Genomic DNA, 18,685 nt, shown 5'->3' with positions numbered 1-18,685 from the left:
TGCAAGTTTGATTTCGATAGCGCCAAGGCCCGCAAGAGGCCCGGCTCCCAGGGAGCCAGACCATTCGGAGGAAACGACATGCGCAAGACGTTGTTGGCGACGGCCGGTGCCGTGGCCGTCCTGATCAGCGGCCTGATGCCCGCCGCCGCGGAGATCGTGCTCAAGGCCTCGCACCAGTTCCCGGGCGGCAAGGGCGACCCGCGTGACGAGATGGTGCAGATCATCGCCCGCGAGGTGGAGAAGGCCAATGTCGGCCTCAAGATCCAGGTCTTCCCCGGTGCCTCGCTCTTCAAGCCGAACGAGCAGTGGGGCGCCCTGACCAAGGGGCAGCTCGATATGTCGGCCTTCCCGCTGGACTATGCCTCGGGCCGCCATCCGCAGTTCTCGGCCACCCTGATGCCGGGCCTCGTGCGCAATTACGAGCGTGCCGAGCGGCTCAACAATTCGCCCTTCATGGCGGATATCAAGAAGATCATCGAGGATGCTGGCGCCGTCGTCATCGCCGATGCCTGGCTGTCGGGCGGCTTCGCCTCCAAGAAGAACTGCATCACCGGCCCCGATTCCATCAAGGGACAGGTGACGCGCGCCGCCGGCCCGGCCTTCGAGCAGATGCTGGCCCTGGCCGGTGCCTCGATCTCGTCGATGCCCTCGTCGGAAATCTATACCGGCATGCAGACCGGCGTGCTCGATGCCACCAACACCTCTTCGTCGAGCTTCATCTCCTATCGTCTCTACGAGCAGGTGAAGTGCCTCACGGCGCCGGGCGAGAACGCACTGTGGTTCATGTACGAGCCGGTGCTGATGTCGAAGCGTGTCTTCGACAAGCTCACGCCCGAGCAGCAGAAGGCCATCCTCGATGCCGGCAAGACGTCGGAAGCCTATTTCAACGAGGAATCGAAGAAGGGCGACCAGCTCCTGATCGACACCTTCAAGAAGGCGGGGGTCGAGGTGGTCGAGATGTCCCAGGCGGACTACGAGGCCTGGCTGAAGGTGGCGCAGGAATCCTCCTACAAGAACTTCGCCGAGAAGGTGAAGGGCGGCCAGGAGCTGATCGAGAAGGCGCTCGCCGTCGAGTGAGGTGAGGGCTTCGGGAAACGCAGAGGTTGTGCTGGACGGTGGCGAAAGCCCCGTCCCGCCCCGGAGAGAGGATGGGTGATCCTCCCCCCCCGGGGGAGGTGGCGCGCCGCGCACGCGGCGACGGCGGGGGGGCGCGGCAGGTGTCGTGGGCGGCGCCAGGGCCGAGACCCCGTCCGTCTCGACCCTCCAGACCAACCCACCTTCCCCGGGTGGGGAGGGATCGAAGCCGGCACGGTCCATCTCGGAGAACGGAACACGCAAATGGTTCGAGCCTTCGTTGCCGGTGTCGACAACGTATCGCGCCTGTTCGGCATCGTCGCCGGCGTCCTCATCGCGGCCGCCATGGTCGTCGTCTGCCAGATGATCTTCATGCGCTACATCTTTCGCGCGCCGACCATCTGGCAGACCGATTTCGTCGTCTTCAGCGCGACGGCGGCGATCTTCCTCGGCGCGCCCTACGTCCTCCTGCGCAAGGGGCATGTCGGGGTCGATGTCATCGAGACCCTGGCGAGCGCGCCGGTGCGGCGGGCGCTCGCCATCCTCGGCGCCTTCCTCGGCCTTGCCTTCTGCATCGCGATGTTCGTCGCCTCCGCCCTCTATTTCCACGAGGCGTGGGAAGGCGGCTGGACCACGTCGACCGTCTGGGCGCCGCCGCTGTGGATCCCGCTCATCCCGCTGCCTGTCGGCTTCGGGCTGCTCAGCCTGCAGTACGTCGCCGAGATCCTGAAACTCTTCACCTCGACGTCGGCGGCGCAGCGCCTGCCGCACGCCGCAGGAGCCGACGCATGACGCTCTCCATCGCTGCCTATGTCATCGTCGGTTCGCTCTTCGCCTTCCTGGCGACGGGCATGCCGATCGCCTTCGCCCTCGGCCTCGCCGCCATCGCGGGGCTCCTGGTCGAGGAAGGCTTCGGCATCTTCGACGTCCTCGGCGAGACGATGTATGCGGGCATCGCCAACCTCGCCTATGTCTCGATCCCGATGTTCGTGCTCATGGGCGCCGCCGTCGCGGCCTCGCCCGCGGGCAAGGACCTCTACGAGGCGCTCGACCGCTGGCTCAACCGGGTGCCGGGCGGGCTCGTGCTGTCGAACCTCGGCGCCTGCGCCATCTTCTCGGGCATGACCGGCTCGAGCCCGGCCACCTGCGCCGCCATCGGCAAGATGGGCATTCCCGAGATGATGAAGCGGGGCTATCCCGCCTCCGTCGCCACCGGATCCATCTGCGCCGGCGGCACGCTCGGCATCCTCATCCCGCCGTCGGTCACGATGATCGTCTACGGCATCGCCACCGAGACCTCGATCGGCCGGCTGTTCCTCGCCGGCGTCCTGCCGGGGCTGATGCTGACGGCGATGTTCATGGCCTGGGCGCTGATCGATGCGAAGCGCAAGGGCTTCCGCTTCGGCGATGCGGGGCGCGGGCGCTTCACGCTGGCGCAGAAGTTCGCCACGCTGCCGCGGGTCGTGCCGTTCCTCGTCATCATCCTCGGCGTGCTCTTCGTGCTCTACGGCGGGGTCGCGACGCCCTCCGAGGCGGCCGGGGCGGGCGCCTTCCTCACGCTCGGCGTCGTCATCATCGTCTACCGGCTGTTCCGGGCGGGGCCCGTCGTCGAGATCTTCGGCACGGCGATGCGCGAGAGCATCATGATCATGATGATCATGGCGGCGGCGGAGCTCTTCGCCTTCGCGCTGTCCTCGCTCTTCATCACCCAGACCATCGCCGGCGCCATCGCCTCGCTCGAGATCAACCGCTGGCTGCTGATGGGCGTCATCAACGTCTTCCTGCTGGTCGCCGGCATGTTCCTGCCGCCCGTCGCGGTCATCGTCATGGCGGCGCCGCTGCTCTTCCCCATCGTGACGCAGGCGGGCTTCGACCCCTACTGGTTCGCGGTGGTGCTGACGATCAACATGGAGGTCGGGCTCATCACGCCGCCCATCGGCCTCAACCTGTTCGTCATCAACGCGATCGCGCCGCAGGTGCCGACGCGCGAGGTGCTGTGGGGCTCGCTGCCATATGTCTTCGTGATGTTCCTCGGTATCCTCCTTCTGTGCATCTTTCCGCAGATCGCCACGTGGCTGCCGGATGTCGTGATGGGGCCTGCAATCTGACAGGATCAAGGAGAGGCGGATGCCGAACTCGTTCTTCAACGAACTCCTGCAGCAGCTCAGCGAGCGGGGCCGGGCCATGCTCGGGCTCGCGCGCGATGCGGCGGCGCGCGGCGACGTCGCCGAATTGTCGGAGCACCTGCTCTCCGGCCGCGGCGAGGCCTCGGGCGTGGCGCTCGCCAAGGCCGTGCTCGACAGCTATGCCAATGCCCCGCTCGCCACGCGCCTCGCCTTCCTCACGGCGCTCGCCGAGCGCTTCGGCGCCGACCCGCAGAAGGTCGAGGAGGCAATCGCGGCCTATCACGACAAGCCCGGTGCGGCGACGCTGCACCGGCTGCACACCGCCGCCGAGGCGCGCCGGCAGGAGCTGATGCGCCGCCTCAACCTGGCGCCGGGCGGCACAGCCGCGCTCGTCAGGATGCGCGAGGAGCTGATCGAGCATCTGCCGAACCGGCCGGACCTCAGGGCGGTCGACGCCGATTTCGTGCATCTCTTCTCGTCATGGTTCAACAGGGGGTTCCTGGTGCTGCGCCCCATCGACTGGACGACGCCCGCCAACATTCTCGAGAAGATCATCCGCTATGAGGCGGTGCACGAGATCCACGACTGGGACGACCTGCGCCGGCGCCTCGAGCCGCCGGACAGGCGCTGCTTCGCCTTCTTCCACCCGCAGCTCGTCGACGAGCCGCTGATCTTCGTCGAGGTGGCGCTGACGGCGGAGATCCCCGGCGCGATCGCGCCGCTCCTCGCCAAGGACCGCAAGCCGATCGCCGCCGAGGCGGCAACCACCGCCGTCTTCTATTCCATCTCCAACACCCAGCGCGGGCTCGGCGGCGTCTCCTTCGGCAACTTCCTGATCAAGCAGGTGGTGGACGACCTCAAGCGCGACCTGCCCAACCTCAAGACCTTCGTCACCCTGTCGCCGGTGCCGGGCTTTGCGAAATGGCTCGAGCGCGAGCGCGGCTTCGAGGCCTCGCAGGCGCTCGATGCCGAGGCGAAGACGGTGCTCGCGGCGCTCGACGAGGAGGGCTGGCACGAGGATCCGGCGACGGCGGAGAAGGTGCGCAAGGTGCTGCTGCCCGCCGCCGCCTGGTATTTCCTCAAGGCCAAGACGCCGAACGGCCGGCCGGTCGATCCGGTGGCGCGCTTCCACCTCGGCAACGGGGCGCGGCTGGAGCGGCTCAACTTCCTCGGCGACACCAGCGCCAAGGGCCTCGGCCAGGCCCATGGCCTGATGGTCAACTATCTCTACGCGCTCGAGGACATCGAGAAGAACCACGAGGCCTTCGCGGGCTCGGGCGAGGTCATCGCCGCCGCGGCGGTGAGGAAGCAGCTGAAGGGCGAGCGGGCGTCGCGCACGCTCGTGCCCGTCACCGATTGAACAAGAAAACAGAACGAAGACAAAGCCCATGCCATCCTATCTCTTCGCCCAACTCGCCGCCCGCATGCCGGCTGCCGACAGGCCCTTCATCGAGACGCCGACCGGGCGGATCATCACCTACGGCGACCTCGTCGCCGGCACCGGCAGGATCGCCCATGCGCTCGTGGCGCGCGGCGTCGGGCCGGGGGACCGGGTGGCGGTGCAGGTGGAGAAGAGCCCCGAGGCGGTCATGCTCTATCTCGCCTGCCTGCGCGCGGGCGCCGTCTTCCTGCCGCTCAACACGGCCTATACGCTCGCCGAGCTCGACTATTTCCTCGGTGATGCCGAGCCGGCCCTCGTCGTCTGCGATCCGAGGAGCCGCGACGGGCTCGTGCCCGTCGCCGAGCGCTACGGCGCCCGGGTCGACACGCTCGATGCGGCGGGCAAGGGCAGCCTGATGGAGCGCGCCGCCGGCGAGGCGCCCGATTTCGCCGATGTGGAGCGGGGCGCGGACGATCTCGCCGCCATCCTCTACACCTCCGGCACCACCGGGCGCTCGAAGGGCGCCATGCTCAGCCACGACAACCTTCTGTCGAACGCGCTGACGCTCGTCGACTACTGGCGCTTCACCAGCGCCGACGTGCTGCTGCATGCGCTGCCGATCTTCCACACGCACGGGCTCTTCGTGGCGACGAACGTCATCCTCGCCGCCGGGGCGTCCATGCTCTTCCTGCCGAGGTTCGACGCCGACGAGGTGATGCGCCTCCTGCCGAAGGCGACCGCCATGATGGGCGTGCCGACCTTCTACGTGCGCCTCCTGCAGCACGAGGGCTTGACGCGCGAGGCCACCCGCCACATGCGCCTCTTCGTGTCCGGCTCGGCGCCGCTCCTCGCCGACACCCATCGCGAATGGCGCGAGCGCACGGGCCACGCCATCCTCGAGCGCTACGGCATGACCGAGACCAACATGAACACGTCCAACCCCTATGAGGGGGACCGGGTCGCCGGCACGGTCGGCTTCCCGTTGCCGGGCGTCACGCTGCGCGTCGTCGATCCCGAAGGCGGGCAGGCGCTGCCGCAGGGCGAGATCGGCATGATCGAGGTCAAGGGGCCCAACGTCTTCAAGGGCTACTGGCGCAACCCGGAGAAGACGAAGGCCGAGTTCCGCGACGACGGCTTCTTCATCACCGGCGACCTCGGCAAGGTCGACGAGCGCGGCTATGTCCACATCGTCGGCCGCGGCAAGGACCTCATCATCACCGGCGGCTACAACGTCTACCCGAAGGAAGTGGAGAGCGAGATCGACGCCATGCCCGGCGTCGTCGAGAGCGCCGTCTTCGGCGTGCCGCATCCCGATTTCGGCGAGGGCGTGACGGCGGCTGTCGTCGCGGAGAAGGGGGCGAGCGTCGACGCCGCCGCCATCGTGAAGGCGCTCGAAGGGCGCCTCGCCAAGTTCAAGCAGCCCAAGCATGTCTTCATCGTGCCGGAGCTGCCGCGCAACACCATGGGCAAGGTGCAGAAGAACGTGCTGCGGGACACCTACAAGGACCTCTACGCGCGGTGAGGCATCCCGACGCCTGACCGGCGGCCCGCGGCGGCACGAGGCAATCGCCGACGGTGAGATGACGGCGCGTCCCGCGCCGCCGCGGCCGTTCGGGCGAAGCAGGGAGGGAAGGCCGTGAAAGGACTGCTGCTCGCCGGGTTATCCTTCGTCGCACTCGCCGCCGGCGCCGAGGCGCGCGTCGTCGGCTTCGAGGTCACGCGCACCGAGGCGCCGGCCTTCGCCGGCCGCAGCTTCGAGGCCGGCCCCTACGAGAAGATCGTGGCGCGCGTCACCATGGCGGTGAAGCCGGAGGATGCGCGCAACGCCGGCATCGTGGACCTGGCGCTCGCGCCCCGGAACGCCGCCGGCGAAGTGGTCTTCTCGACCGACGTGCACATCCTGAAGCCGGCCGATCCCGCGCGCGGCAACGGCAAGCTCCTCTACGAAGTCACCAACCGCGGCCGCAAGCTCGGGCTCAGCCTGCTGAACGACGCTCCGATGGTGAACGACCCGGTCTCGGCCGCCGATGCCGGCAACGGCTTCCTCATGGACCAGGGCTACACCCTCGTCTGGAGCGGATGGCAGGGCGACCTCGCGACCGCCGGCGGGCTTCTGGGCCTCGACGTGCCGATTGTGCCCGGCGTGACGGGGGAGAGCCGCGAGGAATTCGTCTTCGACGACACCAAGGGCACAGAGGGGCCGGTGGTTGCCGTCGATCTCTCCTATCCGGCGGCCGATCCTGATCCCGGAAAGGCGCGGCTGACGGTGCGGGCCCGGGAAGGCGATGCGCGCGCGACGCCGGCCGGACTTTCCTTCAAGTATCTGAGCCCGACCCGCATCGAGATCACCAAGGCGCCGGGCTTCGATGCGGGCGCCATCTACGAGTTCATCTACGCGGCGAAGGACCCGAAGGTCATGGGCCTCGGCTTTGCCGCCGTGCGCGACCTCGTCTCCTTCCTGCGCTACGAGGGCGCGGCGCCGGACGGCGGCGCCAATCCTCTCGCCACGGACGGCGCGCCGGCCTTGAAGGCCGCCTATGCCATCGGCATTTCCCAGAGCGGCCGCTTCCTGCGCGACCTGGTCTACCAGGGGTTCAACGACGACGAGAGCGGGCGGCCCGTGTTCGACGGCCTGATGCCGCACATCGCCGGCGCGCGCAGAACCTTCACCAATGCGCGCTTCGCCCAGCCGGGCCGCTATTCGCGCGATCACGAGGACCATCTCTATCCGGGCGACGCCTTCCCGTTCTCCTATGCGACGAGCCTCGACCCGATCGGCGGCACTACGGACGGCATCCTGAAGCGCTGCGAGGCCGCCGGCTCCTGCCCCAAGGTGATCCAGACCGACACCGACACGGAGGCGGTGCAGGCGCGCCTGTCGCTCGTCGTCACCGACACGGCCGGCAAGCCCCTGGCGCTGCCGGAGAACGTGCGCGCCTATTACTTCGCCGGGCTGCCACACTTCACGCCCTTCGGCGCCAAGTCCGCGCCGGCGGCGGCCTGCCAGCTGCCGTCGAATCCGCTGCACGCCGGCGCGCCCATGCGCGCGCTGCTCGTCGTGCTCGATGCCTGGGTGGCCGAGGGCCGGGAGCCGCCGCCGAGCCGCTATCCGGGCCTGGAAGAAGGCACGCTCGTCGCGGCGCAGGAGGCCGGCTACGACGGCATTCCCGGCCTGAAATTCGCGGGCGAGCACAACGAAAAGTCGCTCGTCGACCATACGCGCATGCCGCCCGTCGCAGGACCGGCCTATCCCGTCTTCCTGCCGCGCGTCGATGCCGACGGGCATGCGGTCGCGGGCATCCGCCTGCCGGTGATCGAGGCGCCGACGGCGACCTATCTCGGCTGGAACCTGCGCAAGGCGGGCTTCGCCGAGGGCGCCATCTGCGGCCTGACCGGCTCCGAAATCCCGCTCGCCCGCACCAAGGCGGCGCGGCAGGAGGCCGGCGACGGGCGCCTGTCGCTGGAGGAGCGCTATCAAGATCATGCGGCCTATGTGGCGGCGGTCTCCGGCGCGGCGCGCAAGCTCGTTGACGAGCGGCTGATGCTGCCGGCGGACGCGGACACCATCGTCCGTGCCGCGGAAGCCTCCGACGTCGCCCGCTGAGGCCGGATCAGCCGCCGTACTTCTCGAGGAAGGCCTCGACCGGCAGCGCGCGGAAGTTGGGCAGGGCGGCGTGGAGGCGCTCATGGCTCCAGTCCCACCAGGCGAGCGCCATGAGCCGCTCGGCGACGGCGGCGGGGAAGCGGGGCCGGATGGGCCTTGCCGGCACGCCGGCGACGATGGCGTAGGGGGCGACGTCCTTCGTGACGACGGCGCCGGAGCCGACGACGGCGCCGGTGCCGATCGTCACCCCCGGCATCACCGTGACGCCGTGGCCGATCCACACGTCATGGCCGAGGGTGACGGGCTGGGCCCGGCGCCAGTCGAAGAACCCGCTCTCGTCCTCCTCTCCCTCGAAATAGGCCGAGGCGCGGTAGGTGAAGTGGGACTGGCTCGCCCGCCACATGGGGTGGTTGCCCGGGTTGAGGCGCACCTGGGCGGCGATGGAGCAGAACTTGCCGATCGTCGTGTAGATGACGTCGCCGTCGTTCACGATGTAGCTGTAGTCGCCCAGCGTCGTCTCGACGAGGCTCGTGCGCGCGCCGACCTCCGTGTAGCGGCCGAGCGTCGAGCGCAGGACGCTGGCGGTCGGGTGGATCGTCGGCGTTTCGCCGAGGCGCTTGCCCATCATTCGTCTCCCGGGAGGTGGCGCGCAGGTTTCGTGTGCCGATGTGACGCTGTTGTGACGGTATCAACAGTATTGAAAAGTTGTTAGATGGCAAATTGATCAATTTATTGATTGTCATGATAGTGTCGCCTGCTCGATCTAGCTAACGCAGCAATCGTGGAGGTTGCTGCATGCTGGTTCTCGAAGGCGTCAGCCGACGTTTCGGTGCGAAGACGGCTGTCGACAGTGTCGAGCTGACCGTGGTTCCCGGCTCCTTCGTGGGCGTCATCGGCCGCTCCGGCGCCGGCAAGTCGACGCTCCTGCGCATGATCAACCGGCTCGTCGACCCGAGCGACGGGCGCATCCGCTGCGGCGACGTCGACGTGACGGGCCTCAGGGGCCGTGAGCTGCGCGACTGGCGGGCGCGCTGCGCCATGATTTTCCAGCAGTTCAACCTCGTCGGCAGGCTCGACGTGCTCACCAACGTGCTCATGGGCCGGCTCAATGCCGCGCCCTCGGCGAAATCCCTCGTGCGCCTGTGGGCGCCGGAGGACAAGGCGATCGCGCTCGCGGCGCTCGAGCAGTTCGACATCGCCGGGCTCGCGGCGCAGCGCGCGGACCAGCTTTCCGGCGGCCAGCAGCAGCGCGTGGCGATCGCCCGGGCGCTCGCGCAGTCGCCCGAGATCATCCTGGCCGACGAGCCGATCGCCTCGCTCGATCCGCGCAACACGCGCATCGTCATGGACGCGTTGCAGCGCATCAACCGCACCTACGGCATCACCGTCATCTGCAACCTGCATTCGCTCGATCTGGCGCGCAGCTACTGCGACCGCCTGGTCGGCATGGCCGCGGGCCGCGTCGTCTTCGACGGCCTGCCGGAAAGCCTGACCGACGACGTGGCGCGCGAGCTCTACGGGCTCGAGGCCGCCGACGTCATCGGCGAGGGCGCAACGTCCCCGGCAGCCGCCGGATGGGGCGCCCGTTCCCCTGTCGCGATCCCGGCCTGAGCGCCGCGATGGACGCCGGCGCAGCGATCCGCGCCGGACCTTACTCTTGAGGAGAGACCACGATGTTGAACCGCCGCGCCCTCATCGGTGCCGCCGCCGCGTCCTTCGCCTTCGCCGGCATGGCCCAGATCCCGGCCTTCGCTGAGGACTGGAAGGCGAAGTATCCCGAGATCACCTTCGCCGTCATCCCGGCCGAGAACGCCTCGGGCGTGAACGAGCGCTACGACGACTTCGTCGCCTATCTGTCGAAGGAACTCGGCGTGCCGGTGAAGCTGCGCATCGCCAACGACTATGCCGCGGTCATCGAGGGCCAGAAGGCCGGCAACATCCACATCGCCTATTACGGCCCTGCCTCGCTCTCCCGCGCCGTCAAGGTGACGAGCGGCGGCGTCGAGCCCTTCGTGACGACGATCAACTCCGACGGCACGGTCGGCTATTATTCCGTCGCCTATGTGAAGGCGGACAGCCCCTACCAGTCGATCGACGACCTCAAGGGCAAGAACCTCGGCCTCGTCGACCCCAACTCGACCTCGGGCAACAACGTGCCGCGCTTCGCCCTCGACAAGCAGGGCATCGATCCCGAGCAGTTCTTCGGCAAGGTCGTCTATGCCGGCAGCCACGAGAACGCTGTCTCCGCGCTCGACCAGGGCACGGTCGACGTCGCCTTCAACTGGTGGAACTCCGAGAACGACTCAAACCTGACGCGCATGGCCAACAAGGGCATGGCGAAGAAGGAGAACTTCCGGATCATCTACAAGTCGGACCTCATCCAGGGCTCGCCCTACGCCTATCTCACCAACCTGCCGGCGGACCTCAAGCAGGCCATCACCAAGGCCTTCCAGGAGGCGCCGCAGAAGGACAAGACCGCCTTCGACAAGCTCTCCGACGGCAAGGACAAGGGCTTCGCCCCGGTCACGACGCAGGACTACAAGGCGACCATCGAGCTCATCGAGTTCGTCGACCGCCTGAAGCGCAAGAAGGCGTCCTGAGCGCACCCGTTCGGCAGGCCATTCCTGCCGCCGATCACGCCTTCCATCGTCCTGGCCGGGCTTGTCCCGGCCATCCACGCCCGTCCGACGTCGCTTGCGGTCAGGCGTGGATACCCCCGACAGGTGCGGGCATGACGGCGTGCTGCCTCCGGCCCACCGGCTGACGAAGTATCCATCCATGTCCCACGCCATCGCCCGCCTGCCCGAGCCGCGCCTGCGCGCGCTCGAAGATGCCTACGGCGCGGCCGTCGCCGCCAAGCGCCGGCAGGTCCTTCTCGGCGGCCTCGTCCTTGCCGCGCTCGTCGGCCTGTCCGCCTGGGCGGGCGAGGTGGACCTTGCGAAGTTCTTCGCCAATCTCTGGCGCTTCCCGAGCTACATCGGCGACATCGTGCCGACGCTCAGGCTCGCCCATCTCGGCGAGGACCTCGCCGAGTGGTACTGGGGGCTCGGCTACTGGCTGAGGCTCATGGGCGAGACGCTGCTCATCGCCTATCTCGGCACCATGCTCGGCGGGCTCTGTGCAATCAGCCTCTGCTTCCTTGCCGCGGCCAATCTCTCGCGCTCGGCGCGGGTGCGCTGGCTGGTGCGGCGGGTGCTCGAATTCTGCCGCACGGTGCCGGAGATCGTCTTCGCGCTCATCTTCGTCGCGGCCTTCGGCCTCGGCCCGGTGCCGGGCGTGCTCGCCATCGCCATCCACACGGCCGGGGCTCTAGGCAAGCTGTTCTCCGAGGTCGTCGAGAACATCGACATGAAGCCGGTCGAGGGCGTTTCGGCCACCGGCGCGACCTGGCTCGAGACGGTGCGCTTCGCCGTGCTGCCGCAGGTGCTGTCCAATTTCGCCAGCTACGGCCTGCTGCGCTTCGAGATCAACGTGCGCGGCGCGGCCGTGATGGGCTTCGTCGGCGCCGGCGGCATCGGCCAGGACCTCATCGAATCCATCCGCAAGTTCTACTATTCCGACGTCAGCGCCATCCTCCTCATCATCATCGCCACCGTCATGGTCATCGACCTTGCGACCGAGCGGCTGCGCCACGCGCTGATCGGCATGGAGAGCCGCTCATGAACGGATCTGCGCAAACCGCCCCCCGCTTCGAGGCCGAGGCGCTCGCCGACATGGCGGGGCTCGCGGCGCGCCATCCTTCCATCTTCCGCGTGAACTGGCCGCGCCGGGCGCTGAGCGTGGCGATCGTCGCCGTGCTCGCCGGGCTGTTCATCTCCGGCTTCTGGGCGCTCGGCTTCTCCTTCGCCCGCATCGCCGGCGGCCTTGGCAAGCTCGTCGAATTCGCCGGCTTCATGCTGCCGCCGTCGCCGGGCAGCTACGCGACTTTCCTCACCTATCTCATGGCGCTGGCGCAGACGCTGGCGATCGCCTTCCTCGGCACGCTGACGGCGGCGATCCTTGCCTTTCCCTTCGGCTTCCTCGCGGCCAAGAACGTCATCCCGAACGTATTCCTCCATTTTTCGCTGCGTCGCGGGCTCGATGTGGTGCGCGGCGTCGACGTGCTGATCTGGGCGCTCATCTGGATCAATGTCGTCGGGCTCGGGCCCTTCGCCGGCATCCTCGCCGTGGCGACGAGCAATTTCGGCGAGTTCGGCAAGCTCTTCTCCGAGGCCATCGAGGCGATGGACAAGAAGGCCGTGGAAGGCGTCGCCTCGACCGGCGGCGGCAAGCTGCACCAGGTACGCTTCGGCCTCCTGCCGCAGGTCTTCCCGGTCATCGTCAGCCAGGTGCTCTATTATTTCGAATCGAACACCCGCTCGGCCACCATCATCGGCGTGGTCGGCGCCGGCGGCGTCGGCCTGCATCTCTACGAGCAGATCCGGATGCTCGAATGGCAGCACGTCTCCTTCCTCGTGCTGATGATCCTTCTCACGGTGGCGGTGATCGACTTCGTCTCGGGCCGGCTGCGCTTCGCCATCATCGGCAACGCGAAGATCGCGGCCTGAACCGTTTATGTTCGCATCCGCCTATTCCCCCAGCCGGCATCCACTTCGCGGGCGGATGCACTTTGGTGCGCGCTGATCCTCCCCCGTATGGGGGAGGTGGCGCCGCGAAGCGGCGACGGAGGGGGTAGGGGTTGACAACAAGGGCGTCGATCCCGGTCTTGACCCCACCCGTCTCGCGCCTTCGGCGCGATCCACCCTCCCCTTGAGGGGAGGGATCAAGCCAAGAGCCTTGCGGCCGGCTTGCATTCGTCCTGCTCTAGCCGTTTTCGACCACTAGCTCGACGCGATCGGCGGCGAAGACGACGTGCGCCGCCTGCACGGGCGTGCCCGTGCCGTCGACGTTGAGCGCATCGACGACGAAAAGGATGCGCCCCGGCGAGAGGTCGAGCCGCGCCGCATCGTCGCCGGTGGCGAGGCGGGCGGTGATGCGCGTCTCGGCGCGCACGTAGTCCGTCACGCCACAGGCGGCGAGCGCCCGGGTGATCGATCCCGTCTCGCGCAGCACTGTGGCGGCGCCGGCAAAGCGCGGCAGCGGGAAGAAGGACGTGCCGCTGGAGACGGGCGTACCGTCGATGAAGCGGCGCACCTCCGTCCGCAGCACCGGCGAGCCGGGCATGAGGCGCAGGCGCCGGGCCGTCTCCTCGTCGGCCACCGTCTCGGCCGCCGACATCAGCTCGCCGCCCGCCTCGTGGCCTTCGCGCGAGACGATCTCGGTGAAGCGCGTGCGCCGGCCGATGGGATAGGCGAGGGGCTTCGCCTCCACGAAGGTGCCGCGTCCCTGCGTGGCGCGCAGCAGGCCCTTGGCGGCGAGCGCGGCGATCGCCCGGCGCACGGTGTGGCGGTTGACGGCGAATCGCTCCGCAAGCCGCGCCTCCGTCGGCAGCTGGCTGCCGGGCGTCAGGCGCCCGTTCATCACATCCGCCTCGATGGCATCGGCGATCTGCCGCCAGGCGGTGACGCCAGCGGCGCGGGCGAGCGCGCCGTCGCTCGTCCCGGTCATCGGTTCGTCGCCGAAATCCGCTATGGCCTCGCCCGTCATGGAAGTGTCACTGGACTTTTTCATGTAGTTGTCTATACCACTAGACAAATGATTGTTGAAGCGCTGCAACAGGGCAGCGAGGGCGGGTGATCATGACCGCAGTCGGTCCAGGTGAAATCCATCCAGCTGACGATGATCGGGAAATCGCGGCGCGGCAAGCCGTGATGGCCGTTTCGGCCGCGGCACGGCGCGAGGAGCTGGACAGCGTGCTCGCCGCGCTCGCGCCGCTGCCGGAGGCGAGCGACCTGCGCCGGCCGGAGACGGGCCTCGTCATGACGCGCGGGCGTGCCGGCGGTGACGGGGCGCCGTTCAACCTCGGCGAGGCGACGGTGACGCGCGCGGCGGTGCGCATCGCGGAGGGCGGACGCACCGTCAACGGCTTCGCCTACCACCTCGGCCGCGACGCGGCGCGGGCGCGCGCCGCCGCCGTCATCGACGCGCTCTGGCAATTGCCGGGCCGGCGGCAGGCGGTGGAAGCGGCGCTCGCACCGGTGCACGAACGGCTCATGGCCGGGCGCGAGACGGCCACGCGCCGCACGGCGGCGACGCGCGTCAACTTCTTCACCATGGTCCGCGGAGAGGATTGATGAGCATCGCCCTCGCACCCGGCTTCACCGAGCCCGTCTTCGATGCGCAGCGCGTCTTCCGCGCCGTCATGGAGGCCATGGCGCGGCCGGCGACCATCCAGCCGCTCGCCACGGACCTTGCGCCGCCGGCTCCGCTGACGCCGGAGCTCGCCGCGGTGGCTCTGGCGCTTGCGGATCACGAGGCGCCGCTGTGGCTCGATGCGGCGCTCGCCGCCGTGCCGGCGGTTGCCGCCTATCTGCGCTTCCACACCGGTGCCCGTATCGTCGAGGCGCCCGACGAGGCGGCCTTCGCCCTCGTCGCCGAGCCCGATGCGATGCCGCCGCTCGGCGCCTTCGCCGTGGGCACCGACGAATATCCCGACCGCTCCACCACCGTCGTCATGGCGGTGCGGAGGCTCGCGGCGGGGCAGGGGCTCGCCTGCGAGGGGGCGGGCATTCTGGGCCGCGCCGACATCGCCATCGCGCCGCTGCCGGGCGACTTCCTCGTCCAGCGCGCGGCGAACCGGGCGCTCTTCCCGCGCGGTGTCGACTGCGTCTTCGTCGCGCCGGGCTCTGTCGCGGCGCTGCCCCGCACCACGCAGATCCTGCCGGAGGGCTGACATGTATGTTGCGGTCAAGGGTGGCGAAGCCGCCATCGACAACGCCCACCGGCTGCTCGCCCATGCGCGGCGCGGCGACCCCGCCGTGCCGGAGATCTCCCCGGAGCAGATCGGCGGGCAGCTGAAGCTCGCCGCGGATCGGGTGATGGCGGAAGGCTCGCTCTACGACCGGGACCTCGCCGCGCTCGCCATCAAGCAGGCGCGGGGCGATCTCGTCGAGGCCATCTTCCTCGTCCGTGCCTACCGCACGACGCTGCCGCGCTTCGGCTACAGCGAGCCGGTCGACACCGCCGCCATGGCCGTCGAGCGCCGCATCTCTGCCACCTACAAGGACCTGCCGGGCGGGCAGGTGCTGGGACCGACTTTCGACTATACCCATCGGCTCATCGACTTCCTGCTCGCCGCCGGCGCCACGCCGCCCGAGCCGGCGGAGGCCGCGGCGGGCGAGGGCGAGCCGATGGCGCGCGTCACCGACCTTCTCGACGGCGAGGATCTGATCGAGCGCGAGGTCGCGCCCGACGGCGATACGCCGGTCGGCGACCTGACGCGCGAGCCGCTCGATTTTCCGGCCGAACGGGACCTGCGCCTGCAGGCGCTCGCCCGCGGCGACGAGGGTTTTCTGCTCGCCCTCGGCTATTCCACCCAGCGCGGTTACGGCCGCACGCATCCCTTCGTCGGCGAGGTGCGCTACGGCGAGGTCGCGGTGGAGTTCGTGCCGGAGGAGCTCGGCTTCGCCGTGCCGCTCGGCACCATCGACGTCACCGAGTGCCAGATGATCAACCAGTTCAAGGGCTCGTCCGAGGTGCCGCCGCAGTTCACGCGCGGCTACGGCCTCGTCTTCGGCCAGAGCGAGCGCAAGGCCATGGCGATGTCGCTGGTCGACCGGGCGCTGCGCGCCCGCGACTTCGGCGAGGAGGTGACGGCCCCGGCGCAGGACGAGGAATTCGTGCTCGCCCATTGCGACAACGTGCAGGCCACCGGCTTCGTCGAGCATCTGAAGCTGCCGCACTACGTCGACTTCCAGGCCGAGCTCGACCTCGTGCGCCGCATGCGCGCCGAATATGCCGCCCGCCGTGGCGAGGCGAGCGAGATGAAGGAGGCTGCGGAATGAGCGCGGCGATGCGGGATGATCTTCCTTCTCCCGGCGCAACGGCGGGGAAGGAAACGGACGCCTACAACTTCGCCTATCTCGACGAGCAGACGAAGCGCATGATCCGGCGGGCGATCCTGAAGGCGATCGCCATTCCCGGCTACCAGGTGCCGTTTGCCAGCCGCGAGATGCCGATGCCCTATGGCTGGGGCACCGGCGGCGTGCAGGTGACGGCCGCGGTGCTCGGCCCCGAGGATGTGCTCAAGGTCATCGACCAGGGCTCGGACGACACCACGAACGCCGTCTCCATCCGCCGCTTCTTCGCCAAGACGGCGGGCGTCGAGACGACGACGAAGACAAGGGCGGCGACCGTCATCCAGACGCGCCACCGCATCCCGGAGGAACCGCTGCGGGACGGCCAGATCCTCGTCTACCAGGTGCCGATCCCGGAGCCCCTGCGCTTCCTCGAGCCGCGCGAGACCGAGACGCGCAAGCTGCATGCGCTCGCCGACTACGGGCTCATGCATGTGAAGCTCTATGAGGACATCGCCCGCCACGGCCACATCGCCACGACCTACGCCTATCCGGTCGAGGTCGCCGGCCGCTATGTGATGGATCCCTCGCCGACGCCGAAGTTCGACAACCCGAAGATGGACATGTGCGCGGCGCTGCAGCTCTTCGGCGCCGGGCGCGAGAAGCGCATCTATGCCGTGCCGCCCCACACACGGGTGAGGAGCCTCGATTTCGAGGACCACCCCTTCCGCATCCAGACCTTCAAGCAGCCCTGCGCGCTCTGCGGCGCCGAGGGGGTCTATCTCGACGAGGTGGTGCTCGACGACCGCGGCGGGCGCATGTTCGTCTGTTCCGACACCGATTTCTGCGAGGAGCGCCGGGCGGCCGGGCATCAAGGGATGATGGTGGATCCCGGCGCCAGTGATCCCTCCCCTGAAGGGGAGGGTGGATCGCGCCGCAAGGCGCGAGACGGGTGGGGTGAGGCGAGGCACGCCGCTCGTGCCGGGAAGCGCGCGGCCCCCTCCGACGGCCTGCGGCCGCCACCTCCCCCATACGGGGGAGGATCGAGCGACCTGCCATCCGATACGGCTGCTGAAAAGAGGGAAGTGGTGGCCAAGGACAAGGCAGGAGAGACCCGATGAGCGAGCGTCCGCTTTTGTCCGCCCGCGGGCTGACGAAATATTATGGCGAGCGTCTCGGCTGCTGGGACGTGACCTTCGATCTCCACGAGGGCGAGGTGCTCGCCGTCGTCGGCGAGTCGGGCTCGGGCAAGTCGACGCTGCTCGGCCTGCTCGCGACCGAGCTCGCCCCGAGCGCCGGCGCGGTCCACTACCGCATGCGTGACGGCGTGGTGCGCGACCTGTCCGAGCTCACCGAGGCCGAGCGGCGCCTGCTGCTGCGCACGGACTGGGGCTTCGTGCGCCAGGATGCGCGCGAGGGCCTGCGCATGGGCGTCTCGGCCGGCGGCAATGTCGGGGAGCGGCTGATGGCCGTCGGCGCCCGGCATTACGGCAATATCCGCGCCGCCGCGAGCGACTGGCTCGCGCGCGTCGAGATCGAGGCCGGCCGCATCGACGACACGCCGAAGAGCTTTTCCGGTGGCATGCGCCAGCGCCTGCAGATCGCCCGCAACCTCGTCACCCATCCGCGCCTCGTCTTCATGGACGAGCCGACCTCGGGCCTCGACGTCTCGGTGCAGGCGCGCCTGCTCGATCTCATCCGCGGCCTCGTGGCGGAACTCGGCCTCGCCGTCATCATCGTGACACACGATCTTGCTGTGGCTCGTCTGCTCTCGCACCGCATCATGGTGATGCGCCGGGGCAGGGTGATCGAGACCGGACTGACCGACCAGGTGCTCGACGATCCGCGCGAGGCCTATACGCAGCTACTCGTTTCCTCGGTGCTGGCAGCATGACGACCGAACAGCCTCTCATCGCCCTCGACGACGTGTCGAAGAGCTTCACGCTCCACCTGCGCGGCGGGCTGGAGCTTGCCGTCGTCTCCGACGTCAGCCTCGCGGTCGCGGCCGGCGAATGCGTCGTCCTCGGCGGGCCCTCGGGCGCCGGCAAGTCGTCGATCCTCAAGATGATCTACGGCAACTACCGCGCCGACCGTGGCCGCATCCTCGTCCGCGACGGGGCGGAGGTGGTCGACGTCGCCAGCGCCGAGCCGCGCCGCATCCTGGCGCTGCGGCGCGACGTCATGGGCTATGTCAGCCAGTTCCTGCGCGTCATCCCGCGCGTCGCGACCCTCGACATCGTGGCCAATGCGGCGCGTGAGAGCGGTATCGGGCAGCAGGAGGCGATGGAGCGGGCGAGGCGCCTGCTCAGCCTCCTCAACGTCCCGGAGCGCCTGTGGCAATTGCCGCCCTCGACCTTCTCGGGCGGCGAGCAGCAGCGCGTCAACATCGCCCGCGGCCTTGCCGCCGACCGGCCGGTGCTGCTCCTCGACGAACCGACGGCTTCGCTCGACGCGAAGAACCGCGCCGTCGTCGTCGACCTCATCCACGAGAAGAAGCGGGCCGGCACCGCCATTCTCGGCATCTTCCACGACGAGGACGTGCGCGAGGCGGTGGCCGACCGCATCGAGGACGTCACCCGCTTCGCTTCTTCCCGAGCCGCCTGAT

At 68.9% G+C, this 18,685-nt stretch carries 17 protein-coding genes and 1 pseudogene; 16 read left to right on the top strand and 2 right to left on the bottom strand.

The annotated features are described in order from the left end of the window. The first annotated feature begins 78 nt into the window (after nucleotides 1–78). The 6 genes from dctP to AL346_RS20205 all read left to right on the top strand — a co-directional run bounded on the left by dctP (nucleotide 79) and on the right by AL346_RS20205 (nucleotide 8,185). Nucleotides 79–1,077 carry a TRAP transporter substrate-binding protein DctP gene (dctP, locus tag AL346_RS20230; protein WP_019401630.1) on the top strand — a complete coding sequence of 333 codons (999 nt, stop codon included), beginning with the start codon at nucleotides 79–81 and terminating at the stop codon, nucleotides 1,075–1,077. Between the two features lie 261 nt (nucleotides 1,078–1,338). Beyond that, nucleotides 1,339–1,866, top strand: coding sequence for a TRAP transporter small permease subunit (locus tag AL346_RS20225; protein ID WP_019401549.1), 528 nt, complete (start codon nucleotides 1,339–1,341; stop codon nucleotides 1,864–1,866). After that, nucleotides 1,863–3,182 (top strand): TRAP transporter large permease, encoded by a 1,320-nt coding sequence (locus AL346_RS20220; protein WP_019401548.1) that lies wholly within the window; start codon nucleotides 1,863–1,865, stop codon nucleotides 3,180–3,182. Before AL346_RS20225 ends, AL346_RS20220 begins: the two co-directional genes overlap by 4 nt. Before the next feature lie 19 nt (nucleotides 3,183–3,201). Continuing rightward, entirely contained in the window at nucleotides 3,202–4,560 is a 1,359-nt protein-coding gene (locus AL346_RS20215) for a malonyl-CoA decarboxylase (protein ID WP_019401547.1), read from the top strand. Between the two features lie 28 nt (nucleotides 4,561–4,588). Continuing rightward, complete coding sequence (locus AL346_RS20210; RefSeq protein WP_053193984.1) at nucleotides 4,589–6,103, top strand: malonyl-CoA synthase; 1,515 nt, start codon at nucleotides 4,589–4,591, stop codon at nucleotides 6,101–6,103. Between the two features lie 114 nt (nucleotides 6,104–6,217). Further along, a complete protein-coding gene (locus tag AL346_RS20205; RefSeq protein WP_019401545.1) occupies nucleotides 6,218–8,185 on the top strand; it encodes an alpha/beta hydrolase domain-containing protein in 1,968 nt (655 codons plus the stop codon). Nucleotides 8,186–8,192: 7 nt separating this feature from the next. Here the strand turns inward: AL346_RS20205 and AL346_RS20200 are convergent, their stop codons facing one another. After that, on the bottom strand, nucleotides 8,193–8,813 hold the full coding sequence (locus AL346_RS20200; RefSeq protein ID WP_019401544.1) for a DapH/DapD/GlmU-related protein: 621 nt from the start codon (nucleotides 8,811–8,813) through the stop codon (nucleotides 8,193–8,195). Between the two features lie 167 nt (nucleotides 8,814–8,980). Here AL346_RS20200 and phnC point away from each other — a divergent pair, with 167 nt between their 5' ends. From phnC to phnE (AL346_RS20180), 4 genes are all read left to right on the top strand, one after another. Further along, a complete protein-coding gene (gene phnC, locus AL346_RS20195; protein ID WP_019401543.1) occupies nucleotides 8,981–9,796 on the top strand; it encodes a phosphonate ABC transporter ATP-binding protein in 816 nt (271 codons plus the stop codon). Between the two features lie 62 nt (nucleotides 9,797–9,858). Then, nucleotides 9,859–10,785 carry a phosphonate ABC transporter substrate-binding protein gene (phnD, locus tag AL346_RS20190; protein ID WP_019401542.1) on the top strand — a complete coding sequence of 309 codons (927 nt, stop codon included), beginning with the start codon at nucleotides 9,859–9,861 and terminating at the stop codon, nucleotides 10,783–10,785. A gap of 178 nt (nucleotides 10,786–10,963) precedes the next feature. Further along, entirely contained in the window at nucleotides 10,964–11,848 is an 885-nt protein-coding gene (gene phnE / locus AL346_RS20185; protein WP_019401541.1) for a phosphonate ABC transporter, permease protein PhnE, read from the top strand. Next, complete coding sequence (gene phnE / locus AL346_RS20180) at nucleotides 11,845–12,732, top strand: phosphonate ABC transporter, permease protein PhnE (protein WP_019401540.1); 888 nt, start codon at nucleotides 11,845–11,847, stop codon at nucleotides 12,730–12,732. The genes phnE (AL346_RS20185) and phnE (AL346_RS20180) overlap by 4 nt, the downstream gene beginning before the upstream one ends. Nucleotides 12,733–12,988: 256 nt before the next feature. Here the strand turns inward: phnE (AL346_RS20180) and phnF are convergent, their stop codons facing one another. After that, nucleotides 12,989–13,795 (bottom strand): phosphonate metabolism transcriptional regulator PhnF, encoded by an 807-nt coding sequence (gene phnF / locus AL346_RS20175; protein WP_245258870.1) that lies wholly within the window; start codon nucleotides 13,793–13,795, stop codon nucleotides 12,989–12,991. A gap of 68 nt (nucleotides 13,796–13,863) precedes the next feature. Here phnF and phnG point away from each other — a divergent pair, with 68 nt between their 5' ends. From phnG to phnL, 6 genes and pseudogenes are all read left to right on the top strand, one after another. Then, nucleotides 13,864–14,358, top strand: coding sequence for a phosphonate C-P lyase system protein PhnG (gene phnG, locus AL346_RS20170; protein WP_082312654.1), 495 nt, complete (start codon nucleotides 13,864–13,866; stop codon nucleotides 14,356–14,358). After that, nucleotides 14,358–14,957 (top strand): phosphonate C-P lyase system protein PhnH, encoded by a 600-nt coding sequence (gene phnH, locus AL346_RS20165; RefSeq protein ID WP_019401555.1) that lies wholly within the window; start codon nucleotides 14,358–14,360, stop codon nucleotides 14,955–14,957. The genes phnG and phnH overlap by 1 nt, the downstream gene beginning before the upstream one ends. A gap of 1 nt (nucleotide 14,958) precedes the next feature. Then, the gene (locus AL346_RS20160; protein ID WP_053193982.1) at nucleotides 14,959–16,068 is read left to right on the top strand and encodes a carbon-phosphorus lyase complex subunit PhnI; all 1,110 of its coding nucleotides are present in this window, start codon (nucleotides 14,959–14,961) and stop codon (nucleotides 16,066–16,068) included. 8 nt (nucleotides 16,069–16,076) lie between these two features. After that, nucleotides 16,077–17,003, top strand: a pseudogene (locus AL346_RS20155) (alpha-D-ribose 1-methylphosphonate 5-phosphate C-P-lyase PhnJ); the annotation flags it as partial. Nucleotides 17,004–17,197: 194 nt separating this feature from the next. Continuing rightward, the gene (gene phnK / locus AL346_RS20150; RefSeq protein WP_019401629.1) at nucleotides 17,198–17,974 is read left to right on the top strand and encodes a phosphonate C-P lyase system protein PhnK; all 777 of its coding nucleotides are present in this window, start codon (nucleotides 17,198–17,200) and stop codon (nucleotides 17,972–17,974) included. Then, the gene (gene phnL / locus AL346_RS20145) at nucleotides 17,971–18,684 is read left to right on the top strand and encodes a phosphonate C-P lyase system protein PhnL (RefSeq protein WP_019401628.1); all 714 of its coding nucleotides are present in this window, start codon (nucleotides 17,971–17,973) and stop codon (nucleotides 18,682–18,684) included. Before phnK ends, phnL begins: the two co-directional genes overlap by 4 nt. The last annotated feature ends 1 nt before the right edge of the window (nucleotide 18,685 follow it).

This window comes from Chelatococcus sp. CO-6, assembly GCF_001271345.1.
GTDB classification, from domain to species: domain Bacteria; phylum Pseudomonadota; class Alphaproteobacteria; order Rhizobiales; family Beijerinckiaceae; genus Chelatococcus_A; species Chelatococcus_A caeni.
This window is presented reverse-complemented; position numbering and strand designations above follow the sequence as displayed.

Coding starts and splice junctions, on each gene's coding strand:
- AL346_RS20225 (WP_019401549.1), top strand. CDS start 1,339: ATGGTTCGAGCCTTCGTTGCCGGTGTCGACAACGTATCGCGCCTGTTC.
- AL346_RS20215 (WP_019401547.1), top strand. CDS start 3,202: ATGCCGAACTCGTTCTTCAACGAACTCCTGCAGCAGCTCAGCGAGCGG.
- phnF (WP_245258870.1), bottom strand. CDS start 13,795: ATGAAAAAGTCCAGTGACACTTCCATGACGGGCGAGGCCATAGCGGAT.
- phnC (WP_019401543.1), top strand. CDS start 8,981: ATGCTGGTTCTCGAAGGCGTCAGCCGACGTTTCGGTGCGAAGACGGCT.
- phnH (WP_019401555.1), top strand. CDS start 14,358: ATGAGCATCGCCCTCGCACCCGGCTTCACCGAGCCCGTCTTCGATGCG.
- phnK (WP_019401629.1), top strand. CDS start 17,198: ATGAGCGAGCGTCCGCTTTTGTCCGCCCGCGGGCTGACGAAATATTAT.
- AL346_RS20160 (WP_053193982.1), top strand. CDS start 14,959: ATGTATGTTGCGGTCAAGGGTGGCGAAGCCGCCATCGACAACGCCCAC.
- phnG (WP_082312654.1), top strand. CDS start 13,864: ATGACCGCAGTCGGTCCAGGTGAAATCCATCCAGCTGACGATGATCGG.
- AL346_RS20210 (WP_053193984.1), top strand. CDS start 4,589: ATGCCATCCTATCTCTTCGCCCAACTCGCCGCCCGCATGCCGGCTGCC.
- AL346_RS20200 (WP_019401544.1), bottom strand. CDS start 8,813: ATGATGGGCAAGCGCCTCGGCGAAACGCCGACGATCCACCCGACCGCC.
- phnD (WP_019401542.1), top strand. CDS start 9,859: ATGTTGAACCGCCGCGCCCTCATCGGTGCCGCCGCCGCGTCCTTCGCC.
- dctP (WP_019401630.1), top strand. CDS start 79: ATGCGCAAGACGTTGTTGGCGACGGCCGGTGCCGTGGCCGTCCTGATC.
- phnE (WP_019401541.1), top strand. CDS start 10,964: ATGTCCCACGCCATCGCCCGCCTGCCCGAGCCGCGCCTGCGCGCGCTC.
- phnE (WP_019401540.1), top strand. CDS start 11,845: ATGAACGGATCTGCGCAAACCGCCCCCCGCTTCGAGGCCGAGGCGCTC.
- AL346_RS20220 (WP_019401548.1), top strand. CDS start 1,863: ATGACGCTCTCCATCGCTGCCTATGTCATCGTCGGTTCGCTCTTCGCC.
- phnL (WP_019401628.1), top strand. CDS start 17,971: ATGACGACCGAACAGCCTCTCATCGCCCTCGACGACGTGTCGAAGAGC.